Origin of the sequence: Nitrososphaera sp. (genome assembly GCA_039938515.1) — an archaeon.
In the GTDB taxonomy this organism is placed as follows: Archaea; Thermoproteota; Nitrososphaeria; order Nitrososphaerales; family Nitrososphaeraceae; genus Nitrososphaera.
Genome location: JBDUUL010000016.1, coordinates 1 through 25850 on the forward strand (window position 1 = coordinate 1; position 25850 = coordinate 25850).

The following is a 25850-nucleotide window of genomic DNA, read 5'->3' on the forward strand; positions in this document are numbered from 1 at the left end:
AAAGCGCTGCCAGATATGCGAGATATTCATAAAGTGGGATGGCCTATGGTGCCCGTGCTGCGGCTATAGACTTAGGACAAAGCCGAGGAACCTAAAGTACAAGGCAAAGCTGAGGGCAAAGAACAAGAAGCAGGAACTCAAGGTTCCACCCAAGCCCATCGCTGTCAGAACTCGCTGATCCTGAAAATTGGACCACGTCCCGGAGCCTATGCTAACCACCAAGGTTAGCAGCGATCTTGGGAGGGAATTTCTTACCCAGTTTTTGTTCTACCCAAATGGGATTTTCGTCATGATTTCCGAGGGCGAGCCCAGAATAGGCGCGCTCTCCGTCTCTATTTCCTCTTCCAACAGGGCGAACACCGCCAAGGTCATACCAAGCAAGCTTAATGCAGTGTTTGTCAATACTGTCACGGAAAAGATTGCGTTGATGACAAATGGAATCTCCATTGTTTCGCTCCACTCAAAGGCGCAACTTGAACTAGAGGATATGAAAGCAATTATGGGAGAGATAATGAGGGTACTTGGTGGAAGGGCCTCGGTTGAAGGAGCGACAGAATTGGGACAGAGCAAACATAAAGACATCGAAGGATAATTCACCCTCCGGTGCGGCAGCTGATCTGAGGGGTTTTCTTCAAGTCCTGCGTGAAAAGGGCGAGCTTCTCGAGACTGAGACGGAGATAAGCACCAAGTTTGAACTTGCCGCCGCAGTCGCTGAGATGGAAGGTCGCGAGGCTGTCATGTTCCGGAAGGTCAAGGAAAGCAGCATGCTCGTGGCCTGTAATGGCTGCGGCACGCCTTACAGATTTCTCCTGTCAATCGACTCAAAAGGTGCGACCGAAAGTTCTATGCCGCGGACAGAAGTCAAGCGCCTGATTCATCAGAGGGTCGCTTATGCGCTTGGTCATCTGTCGGCACCAACAGAGATCACGTCTGAAGCCCCTTTTGAAACCAATACTTCTAAAAATCTGGCTGACCTGCCAATTGTCACCCACTTTGAGAAAGACGCAGGGGCCTTCATTACTTCTTCTTCCGTATTCGTAAGAGATGAGGAGAGAGGAAATCAAAACTCGTCCGTACACCGGATGCTGTACCTCGACAGCAAGCACATGGCAATCAGGATGGTCGAGGGAAGGCACCTTCACAAGTGCTTCACCTACGCAAAGGAGCACGGCCAGGATCTCCGCGTTGCAGTCTGTATCGGGCTGCACCCGGCCATCACAATCGCATCGGCCTACCAGGCAAGCTACGGCACTGATGAGATGCAAATTGCCAATGCACTTCTGGACGGCCGACTTTATGCGAAAAAACTGGCCAGCTCTGGTCTCATGGTTCCGGCCAGCTCAGAGATTGTTCTTGAGGGCAGAATCCTGCACGACCAGACTCACGAGGAATGGATGGTCGAAATGCTGCGGACTTATGATTTCAAGAGACAACAGCCAGTTTTCGAGCTTGAAAGGATCCTTTACCGCGACAACGCGATTTATTACGACATCTTGCCGGGTTACTTGGAGCACCGACTGCTGATGGGGATGCCGGTCGAGTCCAAGATGTACGACCAAATCAAAGCAACGGTACCGAACACCAAGTCCGTGCATCTTACTGACGGCGGCTGCAACTGGCTCTCGGCGGTCGTCCAGATCGAAAAGAGGCTCGAAGGCGAGCCAAAGAATGCCATCCTGGCCGCATTCTCGTCTCATCCCTCCCTCAAGATGGTCACGATCGTAGACCATGACATCGACCCTACCAGCGCAGTGGCCGTGGAGTACGCCGTTGCTACCAGATGCCAGGCCGACAGGGACATTGTGACGGTACCCGGAGCGAAAGGTTCGAGCTTGGATCCTTCAAGCGATCAGGCCAACCTCTTGACTACCAAAATAGGCATAGACGCGACCGCAACGCTGCTCAAGCCCAAAGAGCGATTCGAGATCGCCAGGATTCCAAACCAGGCTGGGATCCGTATAGAACGATATTTCCCCGCGAGGAAAAACCACTCGACAAGAGAATAAATATCCTTGCTAAGTAAAGACTGGGGCTATGAAGCCCAACAACTTTGCTATGAGAGACTGGCATTTGGAGCACGTTGAAAAAGTCATTCTTAGGTTTGTAAAGGGGCTTTCGCCTGACGCTTCATCTTTTGAGAAAAGGAATTACAAAAAATATAGCACAGTCTCGAGTTGCGGCAAGCAAATTGAATACGATATCAAACATGGCGTTACTATGGAAGAAGTAATGGCAGTGGTGAGAAAAATTAGGCACGACAAGCAGTTCCGGGATTTGCAAAAGAGCCCGGAATCGCTCCAGCGTCTGGATGAACTTGAAAGGCAGATTTGTGCGCCAAAGAAAGTTGCAACGTGGTTCTAAATGTCCGAATTCAGGTTCACCGACGGAAACCTGATTATCCTCTACGCGCAGTTCAGGCCTCACTCGTCTGATGCTGGCGCCCTTCCGGAATACATCATCCGGCGGATTCAGACCTGCATCGAAACGTATACCATGGTTGTCAAGTCAAAACCGGACGCCAACAAGAGCATGGTCGTGCTGGTGGCAGACGCCAACATGGTAGAGCCCATAAAGCGAATGCTTGCAAGTGGAGGGATCGATGAAAAAATAGTAGCTGCAGATACCGAATCGCAGAGCGTTGGACAGGCGATTGAAAACGTCCACAGCATAATCCAGTCAAAGCCCAACCCGCCTTTCATATACTTTATAGCATCATACTGGCTCCAGGATGTCTTTAATTCTACAGTAATCTCCAAACTAAAGGGCATCAAGGTGCAGTTCTACGGGTCCCTGGACCAGAGACCTCTTCAGGAAATTGAAGCAGACAGGGCGGCTGACGCGCCGAAGAAAGGCACAGAGTACTACAAGCGCAAGGCGCAGAACAGGGCAGTTGACATGCTCCTAAACGTAATATTTCCTGACTGAGCCCTCGGGCTGACAAAGATTTAATATCCATAACCAGCTCGGCATATTCGAAAGCGGTCATCGTCTAGTTTGGTCTAGGACACTGGCCTTCCATGCGTCGTGCGAGGTCAGCCCGTAACCCGGGTTCAAATCCCGGTGACCGCACCTATGTTTAGGGTGCGGACCATTCCTGCTGTCAAATCATTTCTGAAGATTCGAGCTGAAGGTCTTTGAAACGAGCGTCGTACCTGACTCGATGTCCGTGCTACCCTGGACGCTCCAGTTCAGGCTCGTAGAGTTGGCCCGGATAGCCTTGAAAAGTGCAGCGTTGGAGTCTGAATACTGCATTGTCGTCGAATCCGTGACGGGTATTGACGAATCGGTAAACAACGCAGGGCGGCCATTCAGGGGCACATCCTCGTACGAGAGGCTTCCGCTCGCCACCTTGGTTCCGTTTGCCATGATGTCATAGTCTATTTTTGAAGTTGTAAGAGTCCGGTCGTTGTGGTTGGTTACCGTAAAAGTTGGCTTCAAGATGAGGTTCTGATCGTTGTTCGGGTCAACGCTTGCCGAAATGCCTGTCAGGGTAATGTCGAATTTGTTGACGTCAATGGGCGTTTCAACGATAAGCGGGTAAAGAACAATCGTGAGACCGACTGCCGCAATAGACGCAATCAAGGCGGCCCGCCTTGGACCTATTATCAAACTTCGCCTTACCTCTTCGTGCAGCGGATTAAAATGTTTCTGGAAATTAGCAGTTGCAGCATCGATAATATATCGAGAACGCGAAACGCGAAGAAATGGCGCTTGCGGATGCACTTGTTCTCTGGGTGCATCTGATTTGCGCATCTATCTGGGTCGGAGGTTCCATTTTCATAGGAGCCGTGCTGGTGCCCGTTCTGAAGACCTACACTCGGAGCACCGAGGAGCTTGTTGCATTGATGGTAAAAGTCGGCAGGCGGTTTAACAAGATTACCATCCCCGCTTTTGCCATCCTCGTTGCGACCGGCATCTACAACTCGCGTGCGTTTATAGGCGAACCATCAGGATTGCTCGGCTCCGCATACGGTGAAATTTTGCTCGTAAAGATAGCGCTTGTACTGGCGACGATTGTCACGTACATCGTCCACATCAAGATTTTGGACGCAAAACTTGAACAAAAGATAATGTCCGGCTACGGCGGAAACGTGTACGTACAGTCCGTCCGTTCGAAGATAATCCATCTTGGTCGCGTAATAGTAATTCTTTCCGTAGCTATCCTCCTGCTCGCAGCCATGCTGCGCAGCGGCGCGCTTTAGGAAATACCCTGTTGCACAGGCACAATTTCAACAACATCCCCAGGCCTGTCTGAATCGGCATGCAGTGAATATTTGCACCCCGTGAGGGCAGCGGCTACGTGGAGATTTGTAAGCAGATGAGGAGTCCTCCGAGGAGTCCTGACAGCGGACTTGCCTGTAGCTAGTGAGAGAGGCAGGACAAGCATGTCTGCGAGGTGGGAGTCGACTGCCGCTCGGCAATCTATAGTGTCCAGAAATGCCTGCGCGGCTTCCCTTCCGACCTCCTCTGCGCGCTTGCCAAGTTCCCCGATGCAGTCTCCGCCGCAAAACACGCCGGGCTCATCTGATGAGTATACCAAGACAGACGAACCGGGCGAGCGTGCTGTTTCTATCGAGGATGTGCACGTGTGCGCGCTCAATCCCGCTCTTTCAATTGCTGCGAGCGCAGCAGCGATCTGTCTGTCTGCCACGTGCTTTGGGAGGTCACTGCATACGCTGATGATTTTGGGTGGGGGTTGACGGAATGCTGGAAGCTCAAAGGGCAGGACCTGCTTGCATGGAAAGATATCCACGGACACAATACCGCCGCCCTTTGGATAGTACCCCCTCCGTTCCACCTGCACGGAAAATTCCAGTCCAATCGCACGGTAGGCTGGCCGGACAACATGGCGAATGTAATCGATAGTTGGGCTGGCTCTGACATCTGTGCCTCCGATAATACGCAGTGATGCCCTGTTGCGCGTCAAAGCAACTGCAGGCACGATGGTCATCAGGACAAGGGGGATGCTTCCTGCGGTACCAATGTCAGCTGTATCGCCGATGGGCTCAAAAGAAGGCGAGTCGGGAGGCTCGAAACGAATCCATTCAGAGCCCACCTGAAGATTCTCGACCTTTGCAGAAAACAGCTCTGCCAGCAGCTTGATGGCCGATAGGTGCTGGGGCCTCAGACCGGGGTTTGGCCGTCCTGATCTAATTTTTTCAACGACAAGAGGAGTCCCGAGAATTATGGAGAGGGAAACCGACGTGCGGAGTATCTGGCCGCCGCCTTCGCCGATAGACCCGTCTACAGTGATTACTTCCCTCAATATACCACCAGGCCAGTTTCACTCAAAGGCGGACGACGTACCACTGTCTTTCTTTCAAATGACACAAAATAAATTTAATTTAAATTACTAGTCTGGTGCAGGCAAATCATTGCGCACCGGCCTGTTTGTTGGAAGGTTCCAGCCGTTCCACAATGGTCACCTTGCCAGCGCCAGGTATTCGCTCGAAAAGGTTGACCGCTTGGTAATCGTCGTCGGAAGCGCCCAGAAGAGCCACGAGTGGCGTAACCCCTTTACCGCTGGCGAGCGGATAAGCATGATAAAGGCTTCCCTCGATGCCGAGGAAGGATTTGACTGGCGACGGCTTTTGCTTATCCCGGTGCCCGACATCGACGTACATAACCTTTGGGTGAGCTACCTAGACCTTTTCGTGCCCAAGTATGACGTTGTTTTCACTAACGATCCGCTTACAAAATTACTCTTCCAGGAGCGGGGCAAGCTGGTCGACGAGCCGGCTCTCATAAGCAGAAAGGACCTGTCCGCGACAGAAGTTCGGCGGCGCATTACCTCCGATGAGAGCTGGCAAGAGCTCGTTCCAGAGCAAGTAGTTGACTTTATTCGGCAGCTTGACGGTGAGCACAGAATCAAGAGTCTGAGCAATACGGGCCATATGGGCCACTAGCTGGACAGTCGCCAGCCTTTTAGTAAAGAATCCCAGTAGTCACAGGGCAGGCTGGGTGCCTGAATGGGTGGGCTCGCGGCCGAATCGGTTGGTTATACGGCCTACAAACAACCGATCGAATGCCAAACAGGGAAAAAATATATTTCTATGATGTGTTCCATAGAGAACGCAGTGTTCGGCGCAGGCAAACCCAAGAATGAGGCCACTCGAGGTGCGTTGTTTGAAGAGGCAGCATGGTATGAGGATCTCAACAAGCTGTCCAATGAGGAGCTAATGAGAATGTATACGATGCTGGCAGACGGGCAGTACAGGTTTGCAAAAAACGCATGGTACATCCCGCTTGGAAGCGATCAACGATGTCCCATTATGGTCGCTAAGGGATTCAGATCTCCGGATACTCTCGACAAGATGGCAGAGTTTCAAGACACGGCAAAGGTCCTGGAAAAGGATTTCCGCAGTTTTATTGATGCCTGGGACTTTGGTCAAATTTCAGAGCTTGACATCGAAAAAGCAATTCTGAAAATACTTGAATCCCGCAATATCGAGATAACAAAGCCGCTCTAGCTTGTTTCGCAGGAGCACAGTGCAGGCGAGACTCCCAGGCCGAGCTCGTTGATAAAGATACAACGGCACGAAGGCCTAGCGCCTATCTTAATATACTCTGATCCATTTCCGGACTCAACGTGTCATTTCGGGAGTCAGGAGGCTACAAGGGGCAGACAGCTCAGCTACTAGCCGCAGCTGGCGCAAAAGTTGGCGACAAGGTCACGATTGTCGAACAGGACGCGCGGCTCGAGGGCATCCTGATGCCCAGATACGAGTCTGCAGCCGGTGATTATGTCGTAATTAAACTCAGGAGCGGCTATAACGCGGGTGTTGAGGTGGCAAAAATAAAATCGATTATCAGGCAAGATACTGAAGATTCGCAACAGCATGCCCCCTCAGTTCAGAGGGGAGAGACAAGGTCCGGATTCGTGTCAAACGAGCTTCCAAAGATCTCGCTTCTAAGTACCGGCGGGACGATTGCGAGTAAGGTCGATTATAGGACCGGCGCGGTCAGGCCCGCGCTCAGCGCCCAAGAACTGTACGAGTCCGTGCCGGAGCTAGACAAGGTGGCACAGATAGAGCCTACGGTTCTCTTTAGCGAATACAGCGAAAACCTCACTCCAGCCCACTGGACGGGTATTGCTGGGGCAGTTACTGAAAAGGTTCGTGCGGGTAGCTTCGCTGGCATCGTGATAGCCCATGGAACGGACACCATGCATTACACGGCTTCCGCGCTTAGTTTTGCTCTGCGAGGCGTCCCCATTCCCGTTGTTCTTGTTGGCGCGCAAAGGTCATCGGACAGGCCATCCTCTGACGCGGCCCTTAACCTTCAGGGTGCGGCTACCTTTGCCGCAAAATCGAAGACGCCGGGAGTCTTTGTAGCAATGCATGCGGACCTTTCGGACCAGGTCATTGCCTGCCATATGGGAACCAGGGTGAGGAAAAATCATACAAGCAGGCGCGACGCCTTCGAATCTATTGACGCAGAGCCTGTTGCCCTGGTGAGAGGCACAGAAATAACCGTGTCCGGCGAATGGCGGGCAAGGTTCGACAGCCAGTTCAGAATTTCTAACGTGTTTGTTGCAAACCCGCGTTTTGATCCGCGCGTCTCTCTCCTCAAGTACTATCCGGGATTTGAGCCCTCGATTATAGAAAATCTTGTTGCTGCGGGACACAGGGCGTTGATTCTCGAAGGAACCGGCCTGGGCCATGTGAGCAGAAGTACCTTTGAATCAATTCGGCGCGCGATAGCCGGCGGAGTGGCAGTCTTCATGACATCACAGTGCATCTGGGGAAGAGTCAGGATGACAGTTTACGACACAGGCCGGGACCTGCTTGAAATAGGAGTCATCCCGCTCTCGGATATGATTTCGGAGACCGCGCTGACAAAAGCAATGTGGGCGCTTGCAAATTCCAGCAGCCAGGACGAGTTTAAAGAGGCAATGACTCAGAACCTTGCCTTCGAGATGTCAGACACGATTGAAATCTGACAAAGATACGCCCACGAGTTTTTCCCCTTGTACTCACGATGCCGGAGTGACTGACGGTCGGGCGCCCAGGGTGAGCGGAATATCAACGTGTTTGCCATCGCGGAGAACATCTAGGTGGACCGTGTCGCCTACCTTCGTATGTTCTTCAAGATAAGTCAGAAGGTCATCGAGCTTGCTTACTTTTTGGTTATCGATCCCCAGGATCAGGTCGCCTCCGGTCGGAAGGCTATTGGCAGACCCGGACGCAAGCGGCTGTGACCCGCCGGAGGCCTGTGATCCTTTGATTCCGGCGGCGGCTGCCGGACTTCCAGAGGTCACACCCTCGACAAGAAATCCGCGTGGATCCTTAAGACCAAGGGCGGCTGCTAGCTCAGGGGTCATGTCCATCCCCGATACGCCTACCCACGGGTGCTGGTAATTCCCCGTGGCAAATAGCTGCTGAACCACCCTGCTTATCGTGTTGGAGGCCAGGGCGAACCCCACACCCTGAAAGGCTCCTGAAGTGGAGTAGATTGCGGTATTCATTCCCACGACCTTACCAGTGCCGTCCAATAGAGGGCCGCCGGAATTGCCCGGGTTTATTGCCGCGTCGGTTTGAATATTGTCTGGAATCATGTAGCTTGGAGGGGATGACTGGTCAAAGAAGCTCTGGTTCTGAGCCTGCGACTGCTCCGGAATAACCCTGTGGAGTCCGCTCACTATTCCTTCAGACATCGATCCCGACAGGCCGTAAGGGTTTCCAATTGCAGCCAACGGCTCGCCTACCACAAGCTGGGAAGAGTTTGCAAGTTGCAGCGGCACCAGCTTGGAACTTGAGATGTTTTGCACCTGGAGCACTGCAATGTCTGAATACGGATCCGAGGCGGCTACCTTAGCGTTGTATACAGTCCCGTCAGTGAATGTTATATGCACAATGCCGCTCTGACCGGAAATCACGTGATAATTAGTTATGATGTGGCCTGAGGTGTCATAGACGAACCCTGACCCCAGGGAAGTCGCGAGGGGGTCGCTTGACGTCGGGCTGCTCGATGTGACCTGAACCACGGATGGCTCAGAGTTTACAAACACTTGCGCAAAACTAATCTTGGCTTCAGTCGAGGGAACCTGCGCCAATTGGGTTGCATTTGAAGACTGCTGGGCAAGCGCCATCCCGCCGTTAGGACCATGCATGCCAAGCGATGAAATGCCAATGGAGGACGAAATGATGGCCACTATCGTAAGTGAAATCAAACTTTGACGGCTGGACAAGAAGCGCAACAGGAAGGTCACTGCATCTAACGCACTTATCAGTTACACAAGGCAGTACCGGTAGGGTGTTTTATTTTGATTTACGTTGCACCTTGGCTAAACAAAATTCTGCTTCGTAAAGCCAGTTATTCGCATCCTGTCGCGAACGCTTCATCCATTCAATCGACGCCTCCGGCGAGGAATGGTTAATACGACCAACCGAGCGATTTGCGGCTATTGGGAACCCTCCCGGATCCGGCTGACCTTCAGCTAAAAGTGGGATTTGAGATTCATCAGCAGCTGGCAGCTGATACCAAGCTTTTCTGCAAGTGCTCGTGCGAGGATGCGTTGAACCAATACTACGTTACATTTGACAGAAAGCTCAGGCCTTCTCGCAGCGAAATGGGAGGGTTCGACCCTGCTGCGCTCTTTGAGTCAAGCCGAATGCGCACCACAGAATATGCCGCCGCGCACAGATCAAGCTGTCTTGTCGAGGCCGATGAAGAGCCGCCATGCGAAATAAACAAGACCGCGCTAGAATCGACACTCATATTCTCACTTGCGCTTCGCTCTCGAATCATGGACGAAATTCATGTCATGAGGAAGATAGTGATTGACGGCTCGAACACTTCGGGGTTTCAGAGGACCATGCTTGTTGCGACGGGCGGAGAGCTTTTGGTCGGAGAGAAAAAGGTGGGAATACAGAGCATATGCCTTGAAGAGGACGCATCGAAGCTTATTTCCGATGACAAGACAGGCCGCAAGTACGGGCTGGATCGCCTCGGGGTGCCTCTAGTAGAAATCGCACTCGAGCCGGTCTCCGGAATGCCGGAAGAGATCAAACATGTAGCACTTACGCTTGGGAGGCTGCTGCGTGCAAGCAAAAGAGTCGGAAGGGGTCTCGGCACCATCAGGCAGGATGTCAATGTTTCGATACTCGGAGGACCTGTAGTAGAAGTGAAGGGTGTTCAACAACTCGACCAGCTCGTGCCCGTAATCGAGTTCGAAGCGCAAAGGCAATACGGGCTTGTACTGATTGCAAACGAACTGCGCAAAAGAATTCCGGCCGGCTCTGCGGGTGATAGATATTCCGTTATTGACGTAACCAAAATCTTTGCTGACTCTGACTCGAAGATAGTCAGGAAGATTCTAGAATCCGGCAATTCGGTTTTCAAGGCGATGCGCGCTGAAGGGTTTGCAGGTATGCTTGGCTTTGAGCCGTTTCCCGGCGTCCGGTTAGGGAGGGAGCTGGGCAAGCTTGTCGGGTACTATAGATTAAGCGGAGTCTTTCACTCGGATGAGCTTCCAAATTATGGAATAGACCAGAGGCAAGTCGACGCCGTCAGAGAAGTGCTAAAACTTGGGCCAGGCGACGCATTCGTAATTGTCGGCGGACCCTCGGACAGCTTGGATCTGGCCTTATTTGCCATCAGGCAGAGGCTGGAAGCGGCGTTTTCCGGTGTGACAGCTGAAACGCGTGCTGCAACTTCCGACGGCCAGACGACGTACCTCCGTCCGCGGCCCGGCTCGGCTAGGATGTATCCGGAGACCGACATCCCGCCGGTGCGAATAAGCGACCACCTGCTGAGCGAGTTGGCAGGAAAAGTCCCCCTGCCATGGGACGAGCTTGTAAAAGCCATTTCTGCCAAGTATTCGCTCAACAGCAAGCTGTCAAATCAGCTGCTCGATTCGGATTTCATGGATTTGTTTGACAAACTCGTAGCAACAACCGGCGTCAACCCGACTTTTGCTGCATCCAAGCTGACCGAGGACCTCACCAGCTTGAGACGAAAAGGCTACGACGTCTCAGCATTGACAAACGACATGATTCTCGAGGTCTTTACAAAACTCAGCCAAGGGCAGATAGCAAAGGAGTCGGTAATTCAGATATTTGAGGTGGTTCTTGGCGGTAAGGCCAGCACAGTGCAGGAAGCCATTTCAAAAGTGGGAGCAAAATCCTTGTCCGAGAACGAACTGTCATCGGCGCTTGACAGAATCATTGACGAAAACATAGAGGTTGTAAAATCCAAGGGGCTAGGGGCCCTGAGCGCCGTCATGGGAAGGGCAATGGCAGAACTGCGCGGGAAGGCGGACGGGCAGCGCATCAACTTGATGCTAAAAGAAAAGATTTCCGGCATGGTAAGCAATTAGCGATGTCGCACAAGCCCAAGTCAATCAGAGAGATTTATGCGGACTCTATCTCTGTAAACCTGTCTACACTTGTCAGGCAGCTCGCCGAACGTGGTGTAGCAGCAGATCTAATCCGCACGATTTCTGCTGCCCTCGCAAAGGCATACGACCGAGAGGCTGAGAAAATAGCAATAGAGTGCGACGCTGACATGATGGCAATAGAAGGCGCTCCCAGCCCCCTAGAGCTCTTTGTAAGATGCATCAGAGATTATTCGAAATCCAACTCGATACCCGAGAGTGCATCTTCACTGCTTCGCGAATATGTGACTGCAATGAATGACTGGGGGTAGCCATCCGGATTGCAGCCCGATAATTTCTTGAAGGGTAGAATTTAATTGCAAGTTGAATGCTCAATTCGAGCAGCTGTGGGGGGCAGATTTGAGGACGAAAAGGCCGACTTTAATCCTAAATCCTGGCTCTCGAAATACCGCAGGCGCTCAGTTGGTTACCTTTTTGAGATGCTCCTTTTCTATCACGGAATAGGCATTGCGCTCTTGATTGGTGGAAGCGCCGCTATCGAATATGCCTTCCCGAGCCACCAGGAACCGTCACTTCCGCACTCCCTGTCAGGCGTTCTGACTGCGGGACCTATAGAGGAATCGCTGTTCTTCGGGATTCCATACTACGTGGTGGGTAGCAATTACCTTCTCTTGCTTACGGGTTCGTTCTGGGCCATACTCCATGTTTTCAACTCCAACTCATTTGACGCTGCGCACCTAGCCTTTGGCAATCTGTTGTTTGTCACACCATCGCTGTTTTTCAGCCTGCGGACCTGGGCCACGGGCAGGGGATGGTTCGCCGTAATCGTTCACTCCGCCTGGAATGTGATTTTCTTTGAGGCCGGATGCAATTCTGGCGAGTTCTCATGCACGATTTTTGATCCCACAATCGAGGCGACGGCTGGAAGCATCGCTGCTTCGGTGGGTCTGACCGCGGCTACTTATGTGTTATACAGGCTGAGGAACAGCAGGGAAAGGCAACCCCTGACTACAGAATCGACCTAGTCGAGTAAGGTATATTCCCAAGATAAATTGTATGATTGCGGATGTTCAAGGATGAAGTGGCCAAATGACTCAGCAACACAATGACCTCGTTACGGCGTCAATAACGGTTGGCGATGTCCGCATACAATTCAATGGCGGCGCCGAGTCCGTCTTGGCCTCGATCGTCAGCTTTTTGTCAAAAGAAGTGCCCGGCCTCGACCTTGCAAGAAGAATTTCCCTCAACTACTCTGTTACAGAGCTGATTGATACTTACTCGAGCCTTGTCAAGATTACGCCGGAGGGACCGCGGGTAATAAACGACTCGGACGCAAAACTATCAGACAAGGAGGTTGTAGCTCTGCAGCTTGTAGGAGCAAAGATTGCAAAAGATCTAGGCAAAGCAGCCAGCGATGCAATGCAGGTATCGGAAATCCATTCTGCAACAGCCCTTAACCCCAAGTCCATAAGCTCCAGGATATCAGAAATGCTGAAAAGCTCTCACGTGGAGCGGGACAGCGCGGAAACCAGTAGGTACCGGATTACCACCTCGGGCATCCGCTGGCTACATTCGACGATTTCAAAAAAGGTAGGAACAAAAGCCTGGAAGAACACTCCTATGGCGGACGCTTCTGCAGGTACCTGAAATTTCTCATTGTCCCAGTTCGCGTGAGAATACCCTCGCGGACCATATCAGCGAGTGAGTGAGAGACAGCAGTCTTGTCATAGTTGTAGCCTCTCCGCCCAAGCTCTTCATGAACCTCTGATAGAGATCGCTCCTCTGAGAGATACGACTCGGTCCATAGCTGCTCTAGCAGGCCTCTGCACGTCATGCTGCTGGTTTTTGCGATCCTCTGTCGGTCGGCAGACTCGGGCACTACCCGCTGTTGCATGGCGTTCTTCTTCAGTTCGTCCATCTCTGCTCTAATCTGCCGCAGCTGCTCCTCCAGACCTTCATCGGTCCACCGTTTAGCCGATTCATCGAGAGTCGAGAGCACCTTTGAGACGACATCACGTAGCCGCGATTCCGAACATGCGATTTCGACCTCCCAGTCCCGGTGACGCAATTTCACGCGAACCTCGTCGATGGGCTGATTACCGGCCAATCGTTGACGCATTACGGCTGTCTATTGATAAATTTGTTGCTGACCATATTGCGCATGTTGCACAATATTAATATAGTTGTGCCCGCAGTTGTTGTTGAACAACATGGCCGCTCAGATTTCATCGATTCCGTTTCTGCAGCATCCACTGCTAGGTGAGTCAGTTGCGCTCTGCATTTCAGACAAGCTTGGTGCCCTGCGAGGCAAAAAGGTGGTATTCAGTCAGGAGGACAAGAACATGGTGCCCATCGAGGGCTGGGGGATCTCGCATTTGGATTCCATCCAGCGTCCGATTGTAACGCTGCGGGCCAGAAAACAGCCAATGGCGGTCGCGGCAGTTGATTCTAGTTGCATAAAAGTCGCAGATAGCGAGGACGGTTATGTATGTGCCGTAAAATGCGGCGTAGCAATCTCCTATGCGGGCAGCTCGCTTTTGCATAAAAGGATAGGACCTTTTCTATTTTACATCAATGAGCATGCGTTGTCTGAAGCAGGCATAGAGGACAAGCTCGTGAGGCTGCTGCTCGCCGATTCGGAACGTGTCGAGCGATTTGTAAGGATAAGGACCGAGCGTTCAGTTCAGAATGAGCTATCAAAATCTCTTAGCCGGGCGATTATACTGGTGGACGGGTCGCTTAGGCCGTCTCAGTTTGAGGGTAGGCAGAATCGTCTTACTGAAATCGTTGAAAACTGCGCGCTTGCAGGAAACCTTCTCATCGGCCTGAGCAAGAGCACAAAGTTCAGGGTCCTAGAGAGAGCCTCTTCTTTGCTCTGCAGTGTACCCACAGCTGCTTGCATGGATGTCACTTCGCTGGTGAGGGCCCTGGTTAAAAGTTCCTATGGTGATAATTTCATGGTCACATTAGGAGAGGAGAGGTGCCCTGTCCTCCGGGCGGATGTTGCGAGTGGCGGGGCCGAAGCACTTTCTCTGCTACTTGGAAACGATCAGGTTCATGGGGGGTATCCCGAGTCGCTAAGACTTGCACACCATATATCGACTTTCTCGGCTAACGAAATCACCTGCCTGCGAAGCTACCTGGTGAAGAGGTTCGGCGTCGTGGAACTTGCTTCCCACGATTTGCGGGCAAGCCTTTTGGGGTCGATGCACGTTTGAAAATACTTTCAAAGAATGGCAACGAGGTGTTGTTTCTCGCAATGAAAGACGACGACCAGACACCCAAGGGCGAATACCTCTTGATCGAGGAGGATGGCCGGTCGATGGTGGTTCAGGCTTATGATGAAGAATACTTGTCTTCCCAGGCCCTTACTGAGGACATTGTTAAGGAAGAGATTATTCGCGCGTCTAGCACGGAGAACGTCTACGATCCACTGAACATTGGCCGCATTGCAAAACTAATTCGTGACGCGAGGATTGTCAAGACGAAAATCAGGGGCTACATTGCGGAAGGCAAACTTTCGTCAGGTGGTTCATGGCTGCCCTCAAGGGTAGACTCGACGGTTAGAAAGCTCCGGACGCGAGAGCTTGCCCAGATTCTAGGTAGGACAGGCATCTACCCGATCCCCGTTGGCAAGTCCGGTGACGAGCCTTTCGAGGTGTTCGCGGAGGACCTAGACGGCAGGCTGACTATCATAACAGGCAAGAAGGAGTCAGGCAAATCGCACCTTTCAAAGGTGCTGGTAAAAACGCTAGTCCAGTACGGGGCAACCGTGATTGTTTTTGACTTGAATAATGAGTATGGAGGCCTAGCATTGAACAGGGACGGAAGCCCGTCTGTCGTGCATGACAAGATAATGGTACTTGAGCCGGGAAAGAAACTTGCTTTCTCGCTAAACTATTGCGGCAAGGCAGCGGTTTCAGGAATTCTTAGGAACTCTCTTGATACGCCTCCCGCATCTCTGAGAGAATTTTTTAGAATCTGGGACTGGCTTGAAAATAAAGGCTCGCTTGGAATCGATGCGCTGTCAAACGCGGTGAACACATGGAACCTCAACGAGCTTGTTAGAGACGCCCTAGTATCGAGGATGCACATTATTCAGGCTTCGCGTCTCTTCACCGACTCGGGTTCATTTCGCTTCGAGGACGCAATTTCCTCCGATGGGAGGGCGCTTGTAATAAGCATGGCAGAAGCCCCGGGCGTCGTCAGAAGGATTGTTGTGGAGCTGGTTTTGGGTAAAATAGTTGACCTGCTGGAACGAAAGCTGATTAGCCCAATTTTTCTTTTCGCGGAGGAAGCGCATCTCTACATCAGGGATACCTACTGGGAGGACATTATTACTCGGATGCGCCACTTTGGAGTCTATACAACATTTGTTACAAACCAGCCGGATGCCATCAGCGATGGCATTTACAGGCAGGTCGACAATATCTTCCTCTTCAACTTTACGAATGACAATGACCTCGACAAGGTGGCGAGGATTTCGCTGGTCGACAGCGACACGCTAAAGTCCATTGTCCGCACCCTGCCACAGAGGCAGTGCCTTGCGATAGGGAAGGCGTTTTCGGATCTCCCCATCGTCCTCAAGGTATCGCCTGTCGAGGTTATGACGCTGGGCGAAACGAAGAGGTTTTTCAGCAGGAAGAGCTGACTAGACCAGTGCGACTTGTCCGCGCTTCTTTGAGCCTATGTCGATGGCCTCGGAGATCGACGACACAAATATCTTGCCATCACCAGGGGAGCCAGTGCTTATCGTGTCCAGTATTGCCTTGATAACCTTGTCAACATCCGAATCATCGACAACTGTCATAACATTGGCTCGAGCAGAAAATTCCGCCGGAACTCGCTCCGTGCCCCTCCCGCTGGCTACCCGCGGCTTTTCGCCTTTACCCCTTCCTTTAGCATCGAGTATAGTTGCGCCCCCAACCCCTGCCCTTTTGAGAGCCTCATTTACAGCGTTTGTCTTTTCGGCGGCGATGATGGCCTCAATTCGCTTCATATTCCGTGTTCACAGAAATTACAATATAAGGTTTTCAATAAATCCGCTCTTGCTGTTCAGATTATGTGCTATGGCTTGCTGGCATGAAATTATCATAAAATACGCTCACAAGGTAACGTAAACCCGTCAATTCTGGAAAGGGGTTTTAGAACAAAACACCGATCTACTGATAAGGACATGGGCGTTGATTCCATGCTCATGAGTAGCATCGACCAAGACCTTCAGAGCAGGCTGAAGAACCGCAGCAAACTGGACATAATTTTCGACGTTTTAGTATCAGCAGTTGGAGGGGTAAAAAAGACCCACATAATGTCAAAGGCCAACCTTAGCTCCGAACAAATGAGTTTTTACTTCAATTCTCTTCTCTCACAAAGTCTGATCGGCGAATCCCGGGACATGGACGACAATCCGGTCTACAAGACAACAGAGAAGGGGCTCAAGTTTATCCACTGTTGCGCGCAGATAAAGTCGCTGATCCCATCCACATCAAAAACTGCCAAGCGCGCCGGAACAGAACTACTCGATCCGCTTGTGTTCGTCTGAGCCAGAGCACAAATCCCTGTTGGCGCTGAACTCTACCGATGCTACAGCCCACGACGTTTGGGAACATTCGCTGGGCTAACTCTCTGGTCCTAGCGCGGATATTCCAGACGCAGAGGGCTTTCTTTAGCAGCCGGCTAACTTTGCCCAGTCCCTAGTGGCAAACTCACTAACACTGCACTGTGACTTGTCAAGAAGAGCAGAACCGGAATGAAGCAGTTGCTCATTCATGCTTAGCCCAGAACAGTAGACTGCAGCAACTATGCTGTCTCCACTGGTAGGATTGCCATCATCTTGGTCTATGAGCGCGCTGTTCCCTAGGCAATATGTCTCCAAGATTGAAACTGCGGACTCGCTCCTTCCCCCCTGATTGGGGACTGTTGAACTGGAGACGAGCGCGAGCTGAACCTTGTAGATAGTATTGTTAAGCTGCAGGTATAGCGAGTTAGGTCCGGCTACTCTGATTATCGTCCCGACAGCACATCCTGCGGAGCCGCTGCATAAGGCGGTGGAGTTTGAAGGAGGGTTTCCTGCCACAGTGGAGGGAATTGCAGGATTGCTGGAATTTGCAAGCACCGAGGGCCCATTTGATCGGCCCATTGTTTGGTTGGCAAACTCCCATTCATCTGATCCGTCAGGAACGGCCTGCCATGTTCTCGCATCATGGAACCTGTCAATCAACAGAGGTGTCTTGCTCACAATTGCACCCGAAGAATTGGAGAGCCTCATCATGTCGGCAATGTTTGAAACTTGGTTTCTTGGAATGAACTGGACATAAAAGCCTCCGGGCGCCAATGACGGGCTCTGTGCAAACAATAGGGTCGAGTTAATGGTTTGCATCGTGTAATTAGCAAGCGAAACTGTCCTTGACGTAGGGTTGTACAATTCAATCCATGGGCTACCGCTACCTGGGGGATTCAGTTCGACTTCGTTGATCCTAATGTCCTGCCCTCTTGACTGATTCGCCACGGCCACAGCAGGCCGGTCAAGGAAAGGCGCTACGGCAGGGTTGCTCGGTGAGGCTGAAAGCAGGGGCACGCCAAACTGGCTGCCTCCGAACTGGGATGAAGCGCTAGCGGTTGCTATAGGTGATATCCCCATTTGGGAGCTGGTTCCAATGGAACCCACATTGGCAAATGTTAGCGAGAAAGTCAAGGCGGCCAGCAGCACCGCCGTTAATCCCGACCGAGCGCCATGCAGGTTCATAACTCGTTTACATCGATATGTCTGCGCGTCGAATAATAACGATTATGAAGTCCGGCTCTATCAACAAGTTCAGTTCAATTGCGCAGCTTTATCCGAAGATACAGGCGCTTCATCCTGCTTAGAACAAGAATTGCGGCAAGAACCGCGACTACGGCTATGCCGGCCTGAATGATCGAGATTTCAAACCTACTAAAGTTTGCCTTCGTAAGCGTCCCGTCGATAGGAGTGACAAACGCCACCAGGAATGCCACGACTGCCAGAACGACAAGCCACATCCCTGTTATGAAAATGGCCAAGCTTACTAATCCCAATTCAGTTAGAAACCCCCACAAAGATGCTTTGAAGCACAATGGAAATGAACGCAAGCCCCGAGGAAAATGCGGCAAGACCAAATATTTTCCGGCCTATGGTTTTCTCGTCAAGCGGACCGTCGGCCAGAATCAACCGAACAAGGGTGGCAGGCGCATTCTTTGACTTTGTTGCAGCAAGACGGTAATCCTCAAGAAGCATTGTGGGCCTTTCAACTTCCCGATGTTCAACGACCTTCTTTACGCTTGCCAGGAAGAGAAAGGAGTTCATTACCGCAGGCAGCAAGGCAATCACGCCGATTATTTCTGACTTACCGGCGATTGCCAGTGCACCATAAAGCACACCGAGCAGCAGGGTTCCAGAGTCGCCCGGGAATATTTTGCTCGGAAATTTATGGTACTTGTAGAATGCGATCGACACGGCCAAAAGCGGAACAGCGGCGACCAGGACGACGGTATTTCCGAATAACGCAATGCTTACCAATAGCGGGATAGACGCAATAATCACAAAACCCGAAGCGACGCCGTTTAGGACATCTATGGAATTGATGGTGTTGCCGGTTATAGGAATTATTACGAGTATCAGGGGAATGTAGAGAAGCGGGATGAAGGCGTGGCCAAAAATGAGGTTAAGATCGTCACCGTGAGCCTGTAGTACTATCATCGGGATCGCCGCTGCCAGCAGCGCAACGGGCTTGAACCAGCCCGGCATAACCCTACGATCATCGACATAGCCGACCAGAAACGCGATAGTGGTAGAGAGGAGGATTGCCAGAACTGTGGTGTTTGATGTGACAGCGAAGATGAATGCCTCCGACAACCCAACCGCAAGCATCAGGACAGGCCCAGCTGGCCTTGGAACGAGTGGCTTTGATTTTTTGTGATAGTCCTGAACCGTCCGCCCATGCGCGACAAGGTAGCGGATGAACCGCGGCATTACCAAGAACGTCGCCCCGAATGAAATTGCTGCTGCGATGAGGGCGTAGGCCACTACTTCTATCAAGGTCAGCGTGCCAACAGGCATCGTTTCAACCAACCTATGCCTTTGACCGATTGATTAATTGATCTTTTGGGACATCAAAAGGGGCGCAAAACCCGATATTGCAAGCAGCAATTTTGGCAGTTGTTATTTCTGCATTCAAAGAAATGGAAGGACGGGGAGGATATCTCGCCTGATAGCTCACTTCTTAGGGGTTTATTCCACCGTTTCTTAGCCTTTACTGAACATTGTCAGGATTAATTGCGGCATGGCCCGGCCGTCTGAATGAAGGACTGATACCCGGGACTTAACCTCCTTGGCGCTGTTTTAGCTGATCCTTTATCTTTTTCGCAACCGCTGGTCCTATCTTGTCGATGGCAGCTATTTTGGATTCTGAACTCTTTGCGAGTTTGCTCACGTCAGTATATCCGGCCCTGAAAAGCGCACGGGCTCGAACTCTTCCCACCTCTTCAAGCGATACCAGGGGCAAAAGTTCTTCACCGACACCGTACCTGATTCGCGTTCGGAGGTTCCCAATCTCTCCGAGTAAATCCTCGCGACCGCTGATTTTTGCCACTTCATAAAGGGCGGAGGACAGCCACCTGCTGACTTCGACTATCCTATGAAGGTCTCCCGGCTCAATGCCAGTCGATTCGCCAATAGCCGCTTCGCTGGCCTCGTCGAGCCACTGGGCAAGCGCCCAAAAACTCCTTGACGACTCATATTCGCTTAATGAATAAAACAGTTCGGTGCCTTTCGATTCAAGCAGCTGTGATACCATCTCGTAGTCTTTTTTCCTCAGGGCAAGTTTCGGATAAAAATCGCTGCAATTGGAGATAAGGTGCAGAAATCCGAGAGTGTGCCTGTCACCATTGTTGCGGGGTAGTCGATCCAGAGCTTCCCTGAAATTGACTGCCGTCAGGGGGTCGATGTAAAGCTGGGAAACTCTTTTGCCAAACTCGGTTGCGATGAACCTCTGGTTTCGCAAAAGTATCAAGCGCTCTTTTTCCAAGAATTCAAGAGCGCCGGAAAGTTTGAACTCAATGACGGAACTGCTACTCTGCTGCGCCAGGAGGGTCTTGGAGAAAAAACCGAGGATCTCGCCGTGCTTTAAGCCAGGATCTGAGGCAATAGTAGACAGTAAGTGGAATCGTACGGCTTTTTCGCTTGAAAGCCTAGACTTTAGCGGCTCCGGCTCCCCCAGGACATAGTGATCGTACAGCTCGTCGGCACTTATTCCGCTTTGCTCCGAGACGATTATCGACTCGCCAAAAGTATCGTATTTCGGCCTGCCAGCCCTGCCGGAGAGCTGCTTGTATTCAAGGACGCTGATTGGTGTGCTTCCCCCGTACTCGGAGTCGTATCGCAGCACGCTTGCCAGAACCACTCGCCTAGCTGGAAGATTCACGCCTGCTGCCAGGGTCGGCGTCGCGGTCAAGAGCCGGACCGTGCCTGACTTGAATGCATCTTCGATCAGCTGTCTGCTATGCTGCCCGAGTCCGGCGTGATGAAATCCTACGCCCTTTCTCGCAAGTTCGGAAAGAACCTTGGTGGTTTCCGTCCCCTCGTCAGTGCGCAATATTTTCGATGAAAGCTCCCCAGCTGCTTTGCGTCCCTCATCTGACATGCTGGCAAAGACCGCATCGGAAGCCTTTACCGCGATAGAGACTGCCCTTTTTCGTGTCTCGGCAAATATGAGTGCCTGGCCGCCATCGCTTAGGGATTGCAGAGCGACGTCGATGGCTGCAGCCGCGCCGGATCTCGGAACGCGAATCGTTCTCGCTCCCTTTCCATCGTTTGTTCTTATTGAATCGTAATCGAAAACACCCTCTATCAGTTTTGTCGGGCGCCACTTGCTTTCGACAGGCTTGCAGCCCAGCCAATCAGCAATCTCGGAGCTATTTGCCACTGTCGCTGACAGAGCGATCAGCTGCGCTTGGGGGTATCTCTCGCGTATCCGAGTCAGCATCATTTCCAGAGTGGGACCGCGTTCCCTGTCTGAAATAAGATGTACCTCGTCCGAGATGAACAGGCCAACCTGGCCCAGCCACTCAGCGCCATGGCGGAATAATGAATCCATCTTTTCGTTCGTTATCACGATAACGTCGGCTCCGGCAAGTTCCCTGCCGGTGGAGTCGTAGTCCCCTGTAGAAACTGCGGTTCTGATGCGTCCCGTGTCCCCGAGTAGGTCTTCAAGCCTTCGGAGCTCTTCAAATTTCTCAGAAGCCAGGGCCCGCAGAGGCGTAAGGTACACGCACTTTTGACGCTTTGCTAGGACGCTTGCGATAGCAAGCATTGCGACAAGTGTTTTGCCGCTGGCAGTAGGGGTGGTCAGGAGAACGTTCTGGCCAGTCATGACGCCAGCGTCGATCGCCGCTTTTTGCGGAGGGTAGAACGAATCATAGCCCAGCAGTTTGAGGAGGCGGCTAGCAAGAAGCTCAAGATGATTGGAAGACATTGCGGGTAGAGAGGGTTCATGACACGCTAGCGCGGGCTTTATTGCTTTGCGTTTCAGCAAGCATGCATCAGTCCGTGTCGGAGGGCGAGCGCTGATGTCCATCCTGCCGTCATCTAGGTGTTTTTGGTGCCTTTATGCAAACGAGCCTATGATTTTCGCCGTCCACAGAATTCTCATATATAAGACCCAATGAATGTAAAGTGTGACCAAGTTTGGCTCTTTTTCGTTCAAGGTTATCAAGCGCATTTTAGACATCCTCTCTGAGGATGGTCCGCTCAAGAAGACAAACCTTGCAACAAAGGCGGGCCTCAACTTTGCCGTCTGCAAGCGATATCTTGAACTGCTCGATGCCCTGGGCTGGGTCGAGGTCGACATGGATGTCATTGTCACTCAGGCAGGAAGAGTGGTCGGAGGTGTCTTGCTCGATCCAGACTCATTTAAAGAGATGCGCCTTGTGAAAAAAGCACAGGAAACCGCTGCGCTCGAGTGGAGAAAGGGCGCTGCCAGGTCCGAGATCAATCCTGGATCCCCATCACCCTCCCAAGCCAGGACAGGCGGCTGGAGAGAGCGGGTGGGCCAGGTCATTATCGTCGACGACGAGCCGGACGTCGCATTCACTTTTCAGTCGTTTCTTAACGGGGTTTGTCCTGCGAAGGCGTTTTCAGACCCGTTCGAGGCCCTGAAGGCCTTTGCTGATCGGAATAGAGACATGGAACTGGCAGTTCTGGACATAAAGATTCCAGAAGTAAACGGACTGCAGCTCTACCAGATCTTCAGGGTGCTAAACAAGGATTGCAAGTTTCTGTTTGTGTCTTCACTTGACGGTGCGCGAGAGGTATTGAGCTTGTACCCTGAGATCGGGATGTCCCAGATAGTCAAAAAGCCAATCAGCAGGGAAGCGTTCATTCAAGCAGTAATGGGTTCGCTGTCCAAAAGGAAAACTTAGCGGCTAATCAGTAGTCCCTCAATGAGCGATACTTAATTACTATAAATTTTCAAAACGGTCATGGCTACCGCGACATGGATTGACGGTCCCCCAGACTTTGATGATCACGAAACCTCACAGGACCGACGCCTTAATCAAATCTTGACTGACGCTACCTCCAGGGCATGTGAAGAATATGGTATTTCCTTTGGGAGTATGTCACCCATCCAACGCATGTTTGCAACCCACTACAGATGTAACTGCTGCAAGATGCTCCCGCTTTACAAGCTCGACCTCAGCAGCACCAGGAGAGCAAAATGCAGCTTGTGTGGACATCACGTGCCTTTGAAGAACTCTGGCAAATACGGAAAGGTAAGAAAGCAGGTTGCAAAAGTCTTGTCCGTAGAGCTGATTGGATGAGCCAACGGTAAAGTTCTAGGCTTTGGCCCAGTACCCAGACCTTCTTTCATAAATCTGGCCCTCCCTGTTTGCCTTTTCAATATACTTCTTGGCGTCGTTGTCATCACTAAACTTGCCGCTCTTTACAAGCTCTGAGATTAGGGATTTTTCTTCAACATCATTGTTATCGCTTCCGGCAAGCCCTTTGAAGATGTCCATGAAGACCTTTGACTTGGAGACTTCGCTTATTGGCTTTCCATACAGCACTCCCATGTCCGTCTTGCCGGTATTCACGTCTACGCCCGCGGTCTTAAGCATCTGGTCTACCAGAAACAGGGCGCGTCGCGCGTCTTCCTCATCGACCAGGTCCTTGAGCAAAAGCCTCGCCCGAGCGGTTGCAAGCCTTACGAGTCCCTCGAGCTGCCTCGGGGTTACAGTAATCATGCCCTCCGTCTCAACTTTTCGCATGTTCATGTAGTATTCCCTGATGAGATCTGTGGCTTCCTGCGTCAGCGCTGGTTCACGCTGCCGGGCATAAGAGAGGTACTTGCTGAACAAGTCAATGTCGATAGGTGGCCTTGCAGCGCGCTCAGAATCCTTGTGAATCTGAAGAATGTGGCTGGCTATCAGGCCGTCCTTTTCCTTGTCGGGGGTGTCTCGAACAATAAAGATCAGGTCAAAGCGAGTGAGAAGCGGTATCGGCAGGTTGACGTTTTCTGTAATGTTCTTGTATGCATCGTATTTGCCGTACATGGGGTTGGCTGCCGCTAGGATAGATGTTCTGGCGTTCAGAGTTGCGACTATTCCTCCCTTGGCGACTGAACAGGTCTGCTGTTCCATCACTTCGTGAAGCGCGGAGCGGTCCTCTGGCTTTATCTTGTCAAATTCGTCGATGCAGCAGAGCCCCTGGTCCCCCAGGACAACCGCGCCGGCTTCGAGCATGAAAATGCCAGACTTGTCCCGGATTACGGCGGCAGTAAGCCCGGCGGCGGTAGAGCCACGGCCTGAAGTGTATAGTCCCCGGGGGGCGATTTTGGCGGCAAACTTGAGCATTTCAGACTTGGCCACACCTGGGTCGCCAACAAGCAACAGGTTAAGGTCACCCCTCCTCGAGGTCCCGTCGGCCAGCTTTTTTGCTACAGAGCCTACAATCAGCAGCAGGATGGCTTCCTTCAAGATCTCGTGACCGTAGATATGCGGTGCAAAGGACCCGACCAGTTTTTCATAGGCATCGGGCTTGCTGGCGATTGTTACTATTTGCTTTTCGTCCTCAGGGCTTATTGCTAGCCTGTCAACTGTTCTTGAATCCTTGTTGCCTGCCCTGCCTCCCAGGTACTCGATGTTGTTGCCCTCCATTCTCAGCCTGAAAAGGCTGGATCGGATCTGGGGGCCTACAGCTTCCTGTTCGATTCTTACAACCCCTGTGAGGATTATCCGGTCCCCTGGCCTGCACCTGTCCACCAGGTCAGCCATGACAGTGACCTCAACGTAATGTGGAAGCTGGCCAGCGGGAAGATCTTCGGGCAGCTCCTGCAGGCGCACCATCTGAAAATCTATGAACACGCTTGCTTCCGGATCGAGGTCCAGATCCTTCTCGCCGCACTCGGGACATTTGGTCGGCTTTTTCGCAACTAGTTTTCGCAGTTCCTCGGTTACCGTGACCCTGTCGCAGTTGAAGCACCGGTAGGCAACCCTCTTGGCAAGTGGCTTGACTTCCGAAGAGCGGACAACCATTCCGGAGACGCTTACCATTTTGTCGATTACTTCTGCGTTTATCTCCCTCAGCCCCTTGGATACAGTATAGTTTCCTATGCGGACTGCGACATGATCGTGGACCTCTTTTTCATAATCCGGATGAATCTCAGCCAGTATCGAAAGGACCGCGGTGTTGAAAGCCTGCAGCATGCTATCCGGCTCGTGCGTCATCCTCTTGGCAAGATCGGGGTTGAAGGTATCGAAGTCCAGGTAATCGACCGTGAGTGCAGGAGTGCCCATTGCCATCATGTTGTTCACCCTGTCAAAGTACTTGTACGAGCCATCACGGTCCCTAAAGCTTGTCAGAAAAGTCTTCAGGTCATCGACAATCGCGGCCCCGGTCTGCTGTTGCTGCTCAGCCAACTTTTTTCAAGACCTCTTTCTTAAACTGGACCGCTGCGCCGTGGACCCGAAGATATAGCTCGCGCTCTTCTGCCGCCAGCTTGGAGTTAAGTTCGGCAGAAAGTGGCGTAGCTGCGGCAAGCTTTACAATTTTTTCAAGCCTCGATGCCACAAATGTATTGAGGGCGACGGACAGGTTCTCCTTTTCTCTCTCGCGCAATCCCGCAAAATAGTCGCTTACACGGATGTAAAAGTCGATATCCAACCCAGAGAGGTCATGCGGTCTTGAAATCCGCTCGCGGTTTAACGCTCGCGACACATATGCAGCAACCTCGGTTGGCTGAATTTCAATTGCGCCCTGCTCAAGAAGGACGTTGGCAAGCCATCGGGGGAGAGATGACATGTCGCCCTCGCGGGCGTCAAGAGTCACATCCCCAACAGTAACTTTGACGTCTCTCTTGTAAGATATCCTCACCTCCTCGTTAAGGTAGCCTATGCCATAAGCTTCCTGGATGTCGCGGATGCGAGAATCAGACGGACTGTCTGCCATGGCGGCTGGTGCTGCATAGACTTTCCGGCAGTTATATCTTATCCCAAGGAC

Annotated in this window: 28 protein-coding genes and 1 tRNA gene; 18 read left to right on the forward strand and 11 right to left on the reverse strand. The window is 51.9% G+C overall.

The window, feature by feature from the left end:
- The first annotated feature begins 187 nt into the window (after positions 1 to 187).
- From ABI361_09920 to ABI361_09940, 5 genes are all read left to right on the forward strand, one after another.
- Positions 188 to 592, forward strand: coding sequence for a hypothetical protein (locus ABI361_09920; GenBank protein ID MEO9320980.1), 405 nt, complete (start codon positions 188 to 190; stop codon positions 590 to 592).
- On the forward strand, positions 540 to 2006 hold the full coding sequence (locus ABI361_09925) for a UbiD family decarboxylase (GenBank protein ID MEO9320981.1): 1467 nt from the start codon (positions 540 to 542) through the stop codon (positions 2004 to 2006). The genes ABI361_09920 and ABI361_09925 overlap by 53 nt, the downstream gene beginning before the upstream one ends.
- A 28-nt stretch (positions 2007 to 2034) precedes the next feature.
- Positions 2035 to 2361 carry a hypothetical protein gene (locus tag ABI361_09930; protein ID MEO9320982.1) on the forward strand — a complete coding sequence of 109 codons (327 nt, stop codon included), beginning with the start codon at positions 2035 to 2037 and terminating at the stop codon, positions 2359 to 2361.
- Entirely contained in the window at positions 2362 to 2925 is a 564-nt protein-coding gene (locus ABI361_09935) for a hypothetical protein (protein MEO9320983.1), read from the forward strand.
- A gap of 53 nt (positions 2926 to 2978) precedes the next feature.
- Positions 2979 to 3069 (forward strand) — tRNA-Gly (locus ABI361_09940).
- Positions 3070 to 3105: 36 nt separating this feature from the next.
- Here the strand turns inward: ABI361_09940 and ABI361_09945 are convergent.
- Positions 3106 to 3609, reverse strand: a complete 504-nt coding sequence (locus tag ABI361_09945; GenBank protein ID MEO9320984.1) for a hypothetical protein — start codon at positions 3607 to 3609, stop codon at positions 3106 to 3108.
- A 95-nt stretch (positions 3610 to 3704) separates the two neighbouring features.
- Here ABI361_09945 and ABI361_09950 point away from each other — a divergent pair, with 95 nt between their 5' ends.
- Positions 3705 to 4202, forward strand: coding sequence for a CopD family protein (locus tag ABI361_09950; GenBank protein MEO9320985.1), 498 nt, complete (start codon positions 3705 to 3707; stop codon positions 4200 to 4202).
- On the opposite strand, the gene rtcA is transcribed toward ABI361_09950, so the two are convergent.
- A complete protein-coding gene (rtcA, locus tag ABI361_09955) occupies positions 4199 to 5266 on the reverse strand; it encodes an RNA 3'-terminal phosphate cyclase (protein MEO9320986.1) in 1068 nt (355 codons plus the stop codon). The two genes, ABI361_09950 and rtcA, sit on opposite strands and share 4 nt — an antisense overlap.
- A gap of 109 nt (positions 5267 to 5375) precedes the next feature.
- Between rtcA and ABI361_09960 the strand changes: the two genes are divergently transcribed.
- From ABI361_09960 to gatD, 3 genes are all read left to right on the forward strand, one after another.
- Positions 5376 to 5906, forward strand: a complete 531-nt coding sequence (locus ABI361_09960; GenBank protein ID MEO9320987.1) for a nicotinamide-nucleotide adenylyltransferase — start codon at positions 5376 to 5378, stop codon at positions 5904 to 5906.
- A 216-nt stretch (positions 5907 to 6122) separates the two neighbouring features.
- Positions 6123 to 6470, forward strand: a complete 348-nt coding sequence (locus tag ABI361_09965; protein MEO9320988.1) for a hypothetical protein — start codon at positions 6123 to 6125, stop codon at positions 6468 to 6470.
- Between the two features lie 119 nt (positions 6471 to 6589).
- On the forward strand, positions 6590 to 7942 hold the full coding sequence (gene gatD, locus ABI361_09970; GenBank protein ID MEO9320989.1) for a Glu-tRNA(Gln) amidotransferase subunit GatD: 1353 nt from the start codon (positions 6590 to 6592) through the stop codon (positions 7940 to 7942).
- Between the two features lie 33 nt (positions 7943 to 7975).
- Here gatD and ABI361_09975 read toward each other — a convergent pair whose 3' ends face one another.
- Positions 7976 to 9190 carry a trypsin-like peptidase domain-containing protein gene (locus ABI361_09975; protein ID MEO9320990.1) on the reverse strand — a complete coding sequence of 405 codons (1215 nt, stop codon included), beginning with the start codon at positions 9188 to 9190 and terminating at the stop codon, positions 7976 to 7978.
- 216 nt (positions 9191 to 9406) lie between these two features.
- Here ABI361_09975 and gatE point away from each other — a divergent pair, with 216 nt between their 5' ends.
- From gatE to ABI361_09995, 4 genes are all read left to right on the forward strand, one after another.
- The gene (gene gatE / locus ABI361_09980) at positions 9407 to 11320 is read left to right on the forward strand and encodes a Glu-tRNA(Gln) amidotransferase subunit GatE (protein MEO9320991.1); all 1914 of its coding nucleotides are present in this window, start codon (positions 9407 to 9409) and stop codon (positions 11318 to 11320) included.
- 2 nt (positions 11321 to 11322) lie between these two features.
- On the forward strand, positions 11323 to 11649 hold the full coding sequence (locus tag ABI361_09985) for a hypothetical protein (protein MEO9320992.1): 327 nt from the start codon (positions 11323 to 11325) through the stop codon (positions 11647 to 11649).
- Between the two features lie 75 nt (positions 11650 to 11724).
- Positions 11725 to 12363 (forward strand): CPBP family intramembrane glutamic endopeptidase, encoded by a 639-nt coding sequence (locus ABI361_09990; protein MEO9320993.1) that lies wholly within the window; start codon positions 11725 to 11727, stop codon positions 12361 to 12363.
- A 64-nt stretch (positions 12364 to 12427) separates the two neighbouring features.
- Complete coding sequence (locus ABI361_09995) at positions 12428 to 12985, forward strand: hypothetical protein (protein ID MEO9320994.1); 558 nt, start codon at positions 12428 to 12430, stop codon at positions 12983 to 12985.
- On the opposite strand, the gene ABI361_10000 is transcribed toward ABI361_09995, so the two are convergent.
- Positions 12957 to 13445, reverse strand: coding sequence for a hypothetical protein (locus tag ABI361_10000; GenBank protein MEO9320995.1), 489 nt, complete (start codon positions 13443 to 13445; stop codon positions 12957 to 12959). The two genes, ABI361_09995 and ABI361_10000, sit on opposite strands and share 29 nt — an antisense overlap.
- Before the next feature lie 103 nt (positions 13446 to 13548).
- Between ABI361_10000 and ABI361_10005 the strand changes: the two genes are divergently transcribed.
- Together ABI361_10005 and ABI361_10010 are read left to right on the forward strand one after the other, a co-directional pair.
- Positions 13549 to 14556, forward strand: a complete 1008-nt coding sequence (locus ABI361_10005; protein ID MEO9320996.1) for a DNA double-strand break repair nuclease NurA — start codon at positions 13549 to 13551, stop codon at positions 14554 to 14556.
- Positions 14553 to 15989: a DUF87 domain-containing protein gene (locus ABI361_10010; GenBank protein ID MEO9320997.1), complete on the forward strand. Its 1437-nt coding sequence runs from the start codon at positions 14553 to 14555 to the stop codon at positions 15987 to 15989. Before ABI361_10005 ends, ABI361_10010 begins: the two co-directional genes overlap by 4 nt.
- On the opposite strand, the gene ABI361_10015 is transcribed toward ABI361_10010, so the two are convergent.
- On the reverse strand, positions 15990 to 16337 hold the full coding sequence (locus ABI361_10015; protein MEO9320998.1) for a P-II family nitrogen regulator: 348 nt from the start codon (positions 16335 to 16337) through the stop codon (positions 15990 to 15992).
- Between the two features lie 177 nt (positions 16338 to 16514).
- Between ABI361_10015 and ABI361_10020 the strand changes: the two genes are divergently transcribed.
- On the forward strand, positions 16515 to 16880 hold the full coding sequence (locus ABI361_10020; GenBank protein MEO9320999.1) for a winged helix-turn-helix domain-containing protein: 366 nt from the start codon (positions 16515 to 16517) through the stop codon (positions 16878 to 16880).
- Positions 16881 to 17003: 123 nt separating this feature from the next.
- On the opposite strand, the gene ABI361_10025 is transcribed toward ABI361_10020, so the two are convergent.
- From ABI361_10025 to ABI361_10040, 4 genes are all read right to left on the reverse strand, one after another.
- Entirely contained in the window at positions 17004 to 17978 is a 975-nt protein-coding gene (locus ABI361_10025; GenBank protein MEO9321000.1) for a lamin tail domain-containing protein, read from the reverse strand.
- A 179-nt stretch (positions 17979 to 18157) separates the two neighbouring features.
- A complete protein-coding gene (locus tag ABI361_10030) occupies positions 18158 to 18394 on the reverse strand; it encodes a hypothetical protein (protein MEO9321001.1) in 237 nt (78 codons plus the stop codon).
- A 1-nt stretch (position 18395) separates the two neighbouring features.
- The gene (locus tag ABI361_10035; GenBank protein MEO9321002.1) at positions 18396 to 19427 is read right to left on the reverse strand and encodes a UDP-N-acetylglucosamine-1-phosphate transferase; all 1032 of its coding nucleotides are present in this window, start codon (positions 19425 to 19427) and stop codon (positions 18396 to 18398) included.
- Positions 19428 to 19677: 250 nt separating this feature from the next.
- Positions 19678 to 21828, reverse strand: a complete 2151-nt coding sequence (locus tag ABI361_10040; protein ID MEO9321003.1) for a DEAD/DEAH box helicase — start codon at positions 21826 to 21828, stop codon at positions 19678 to 19680.
- 202 nt (positions 21829 to 22030) lie between these two features.
- Here ABI361_10040 and ABI361_10045 point away from each other — a divergent pair, with 202 nt between their 5' ends.
- Entirely contained in the window at positions 22031 to 22774 is a 744-nt protein-coding gene (locus ABI361_10045; protein MEO9321004.1) for a response regulator, read from the forward strand.
- A 60-nt stretch (positions 22775 to 22834) separates the two neighbouring features.
- Positions 22835 to 23173, forward strand: a complete 339-nt coding sequence (locus ABI361_10050; protein ID MEO9321005.1) for a hypothetical protein — start codon at positions 22835 to 22837, stop codon at positions 23171 to 23173.
- Between the two features lie 15 nt (positions 23174 to 23188).
- Here the strand turns inward: ABI361_10050 and ABI361_10055 are convergent, their stop codons facing one another.
- Together ABI361_10055 and ABI361_10060 are read right to left on the reverse strand one after the other, a co-directional pair.
- A complete protein-coding gene (locus tag ABI361_10055) occupies positions 23189 to 25270 on the reverse strand; it encodes a minichromosome maintenance protein MCM (protein MEO9321006.1) in 2082 nt (693 codons plus the stop codon).
- Positions 25263 to 25799 carry a hypothetical protein gene (locus tag ABI361_10060; GenBank protein MEO9321007.1) on the reverse strand — a complete coding sequence of 179 codons (537 nt, stop codon included), beginning with the start codon at positions 25797 to 25799 and terminating at the stop codon, positions 25263 to 25265. Before ABI361_10060 ends, ABI361_10055 begins: the two co-directional genes overlap by 8 nt.
- Between the last annotated feature and the right edge of the window lie 51 nt (positions 25800 to 25850).

Coding starts and splice junctions, on each gene's coding strand:
- ABI361_09930 (MEO9320982.1), top strand. CDS start 2,035: ATGAAGCCCAACAACTTTGCTATGAGAGACTGGCATTTGGAGCACGTT.
- ABI361_09935 (MEO9320983.1), top strand. CDS start 2,362: ATGTCCGAATTCAGGTTCACCGACGGAAACCTGATTATCCTCTACGCG.
- ABI361_09950 (MEO9320985.1), top strand. CDS start 3,705: ATGGCGCTTGCGGATGCACTTGTTCTCTGGGTGCATCTGATTTGCGCA.
- ABI361_09985 (MEO9320992.1), top strand. CDS start 11,323: ATGTCGCACAAGCCCAAGTCAATCAGAGAGATTTATGCGGACTCTATC.
- ABI361_09995 (MEO9320994.1), top strand. CDS start 12,428: ATGACTCAGCAACACAATGACCTCGTTACGGCGTCAATAACGGTTGGC.
- ABI361_10005 (MEO9320996.1), top strand. CDS start 13,549: ATGGCCGCTCAGATTTCATCGATTCCGTTTCTGCAGCATCCACTGCTA.
- ABI361_10015 (MEO9320998.1), bottom strand. CDS start 16,337: ATGAAGCGAATTGAGGCCATCATCGCCGCCGAAAAGACAAACGCTGTA.
- ABI361_10020 (MEO9320999.1), top strand. CDS start 16,515: ATGGGCGTTGATTCCATGCTCATGAGTAGCATCGACCAAGACCTTCAG.
- ABI361_10025 (MEO9321000.1), bottom strand. CDS start 17,978: ATGGGGATATCACCTATAGCAACCGCTAGCGCTTCATCCCAGTTCGGA.
- ABI361_10040 (MEO9321003.1), bottom strand. CDS start 21,828: ATGTCTTCCAATCATCTTGAGCTTCTTGCTAGCCGCCTCCTCAAACTG.
- ABI361_10050 (MEO9321005.1), top strand. CDS start 22,835: ATGGCTACCGCGACATGGATTGACGGTCCCCCAGACTTTGATGATCAC.
- ABI361_10060 (MEO9321007.1), bottom strand. CDS start 25,799: ATGGCAGACAGTCCGTCTGATTCTCGCATCCGCGACATCCAGGAAGCT.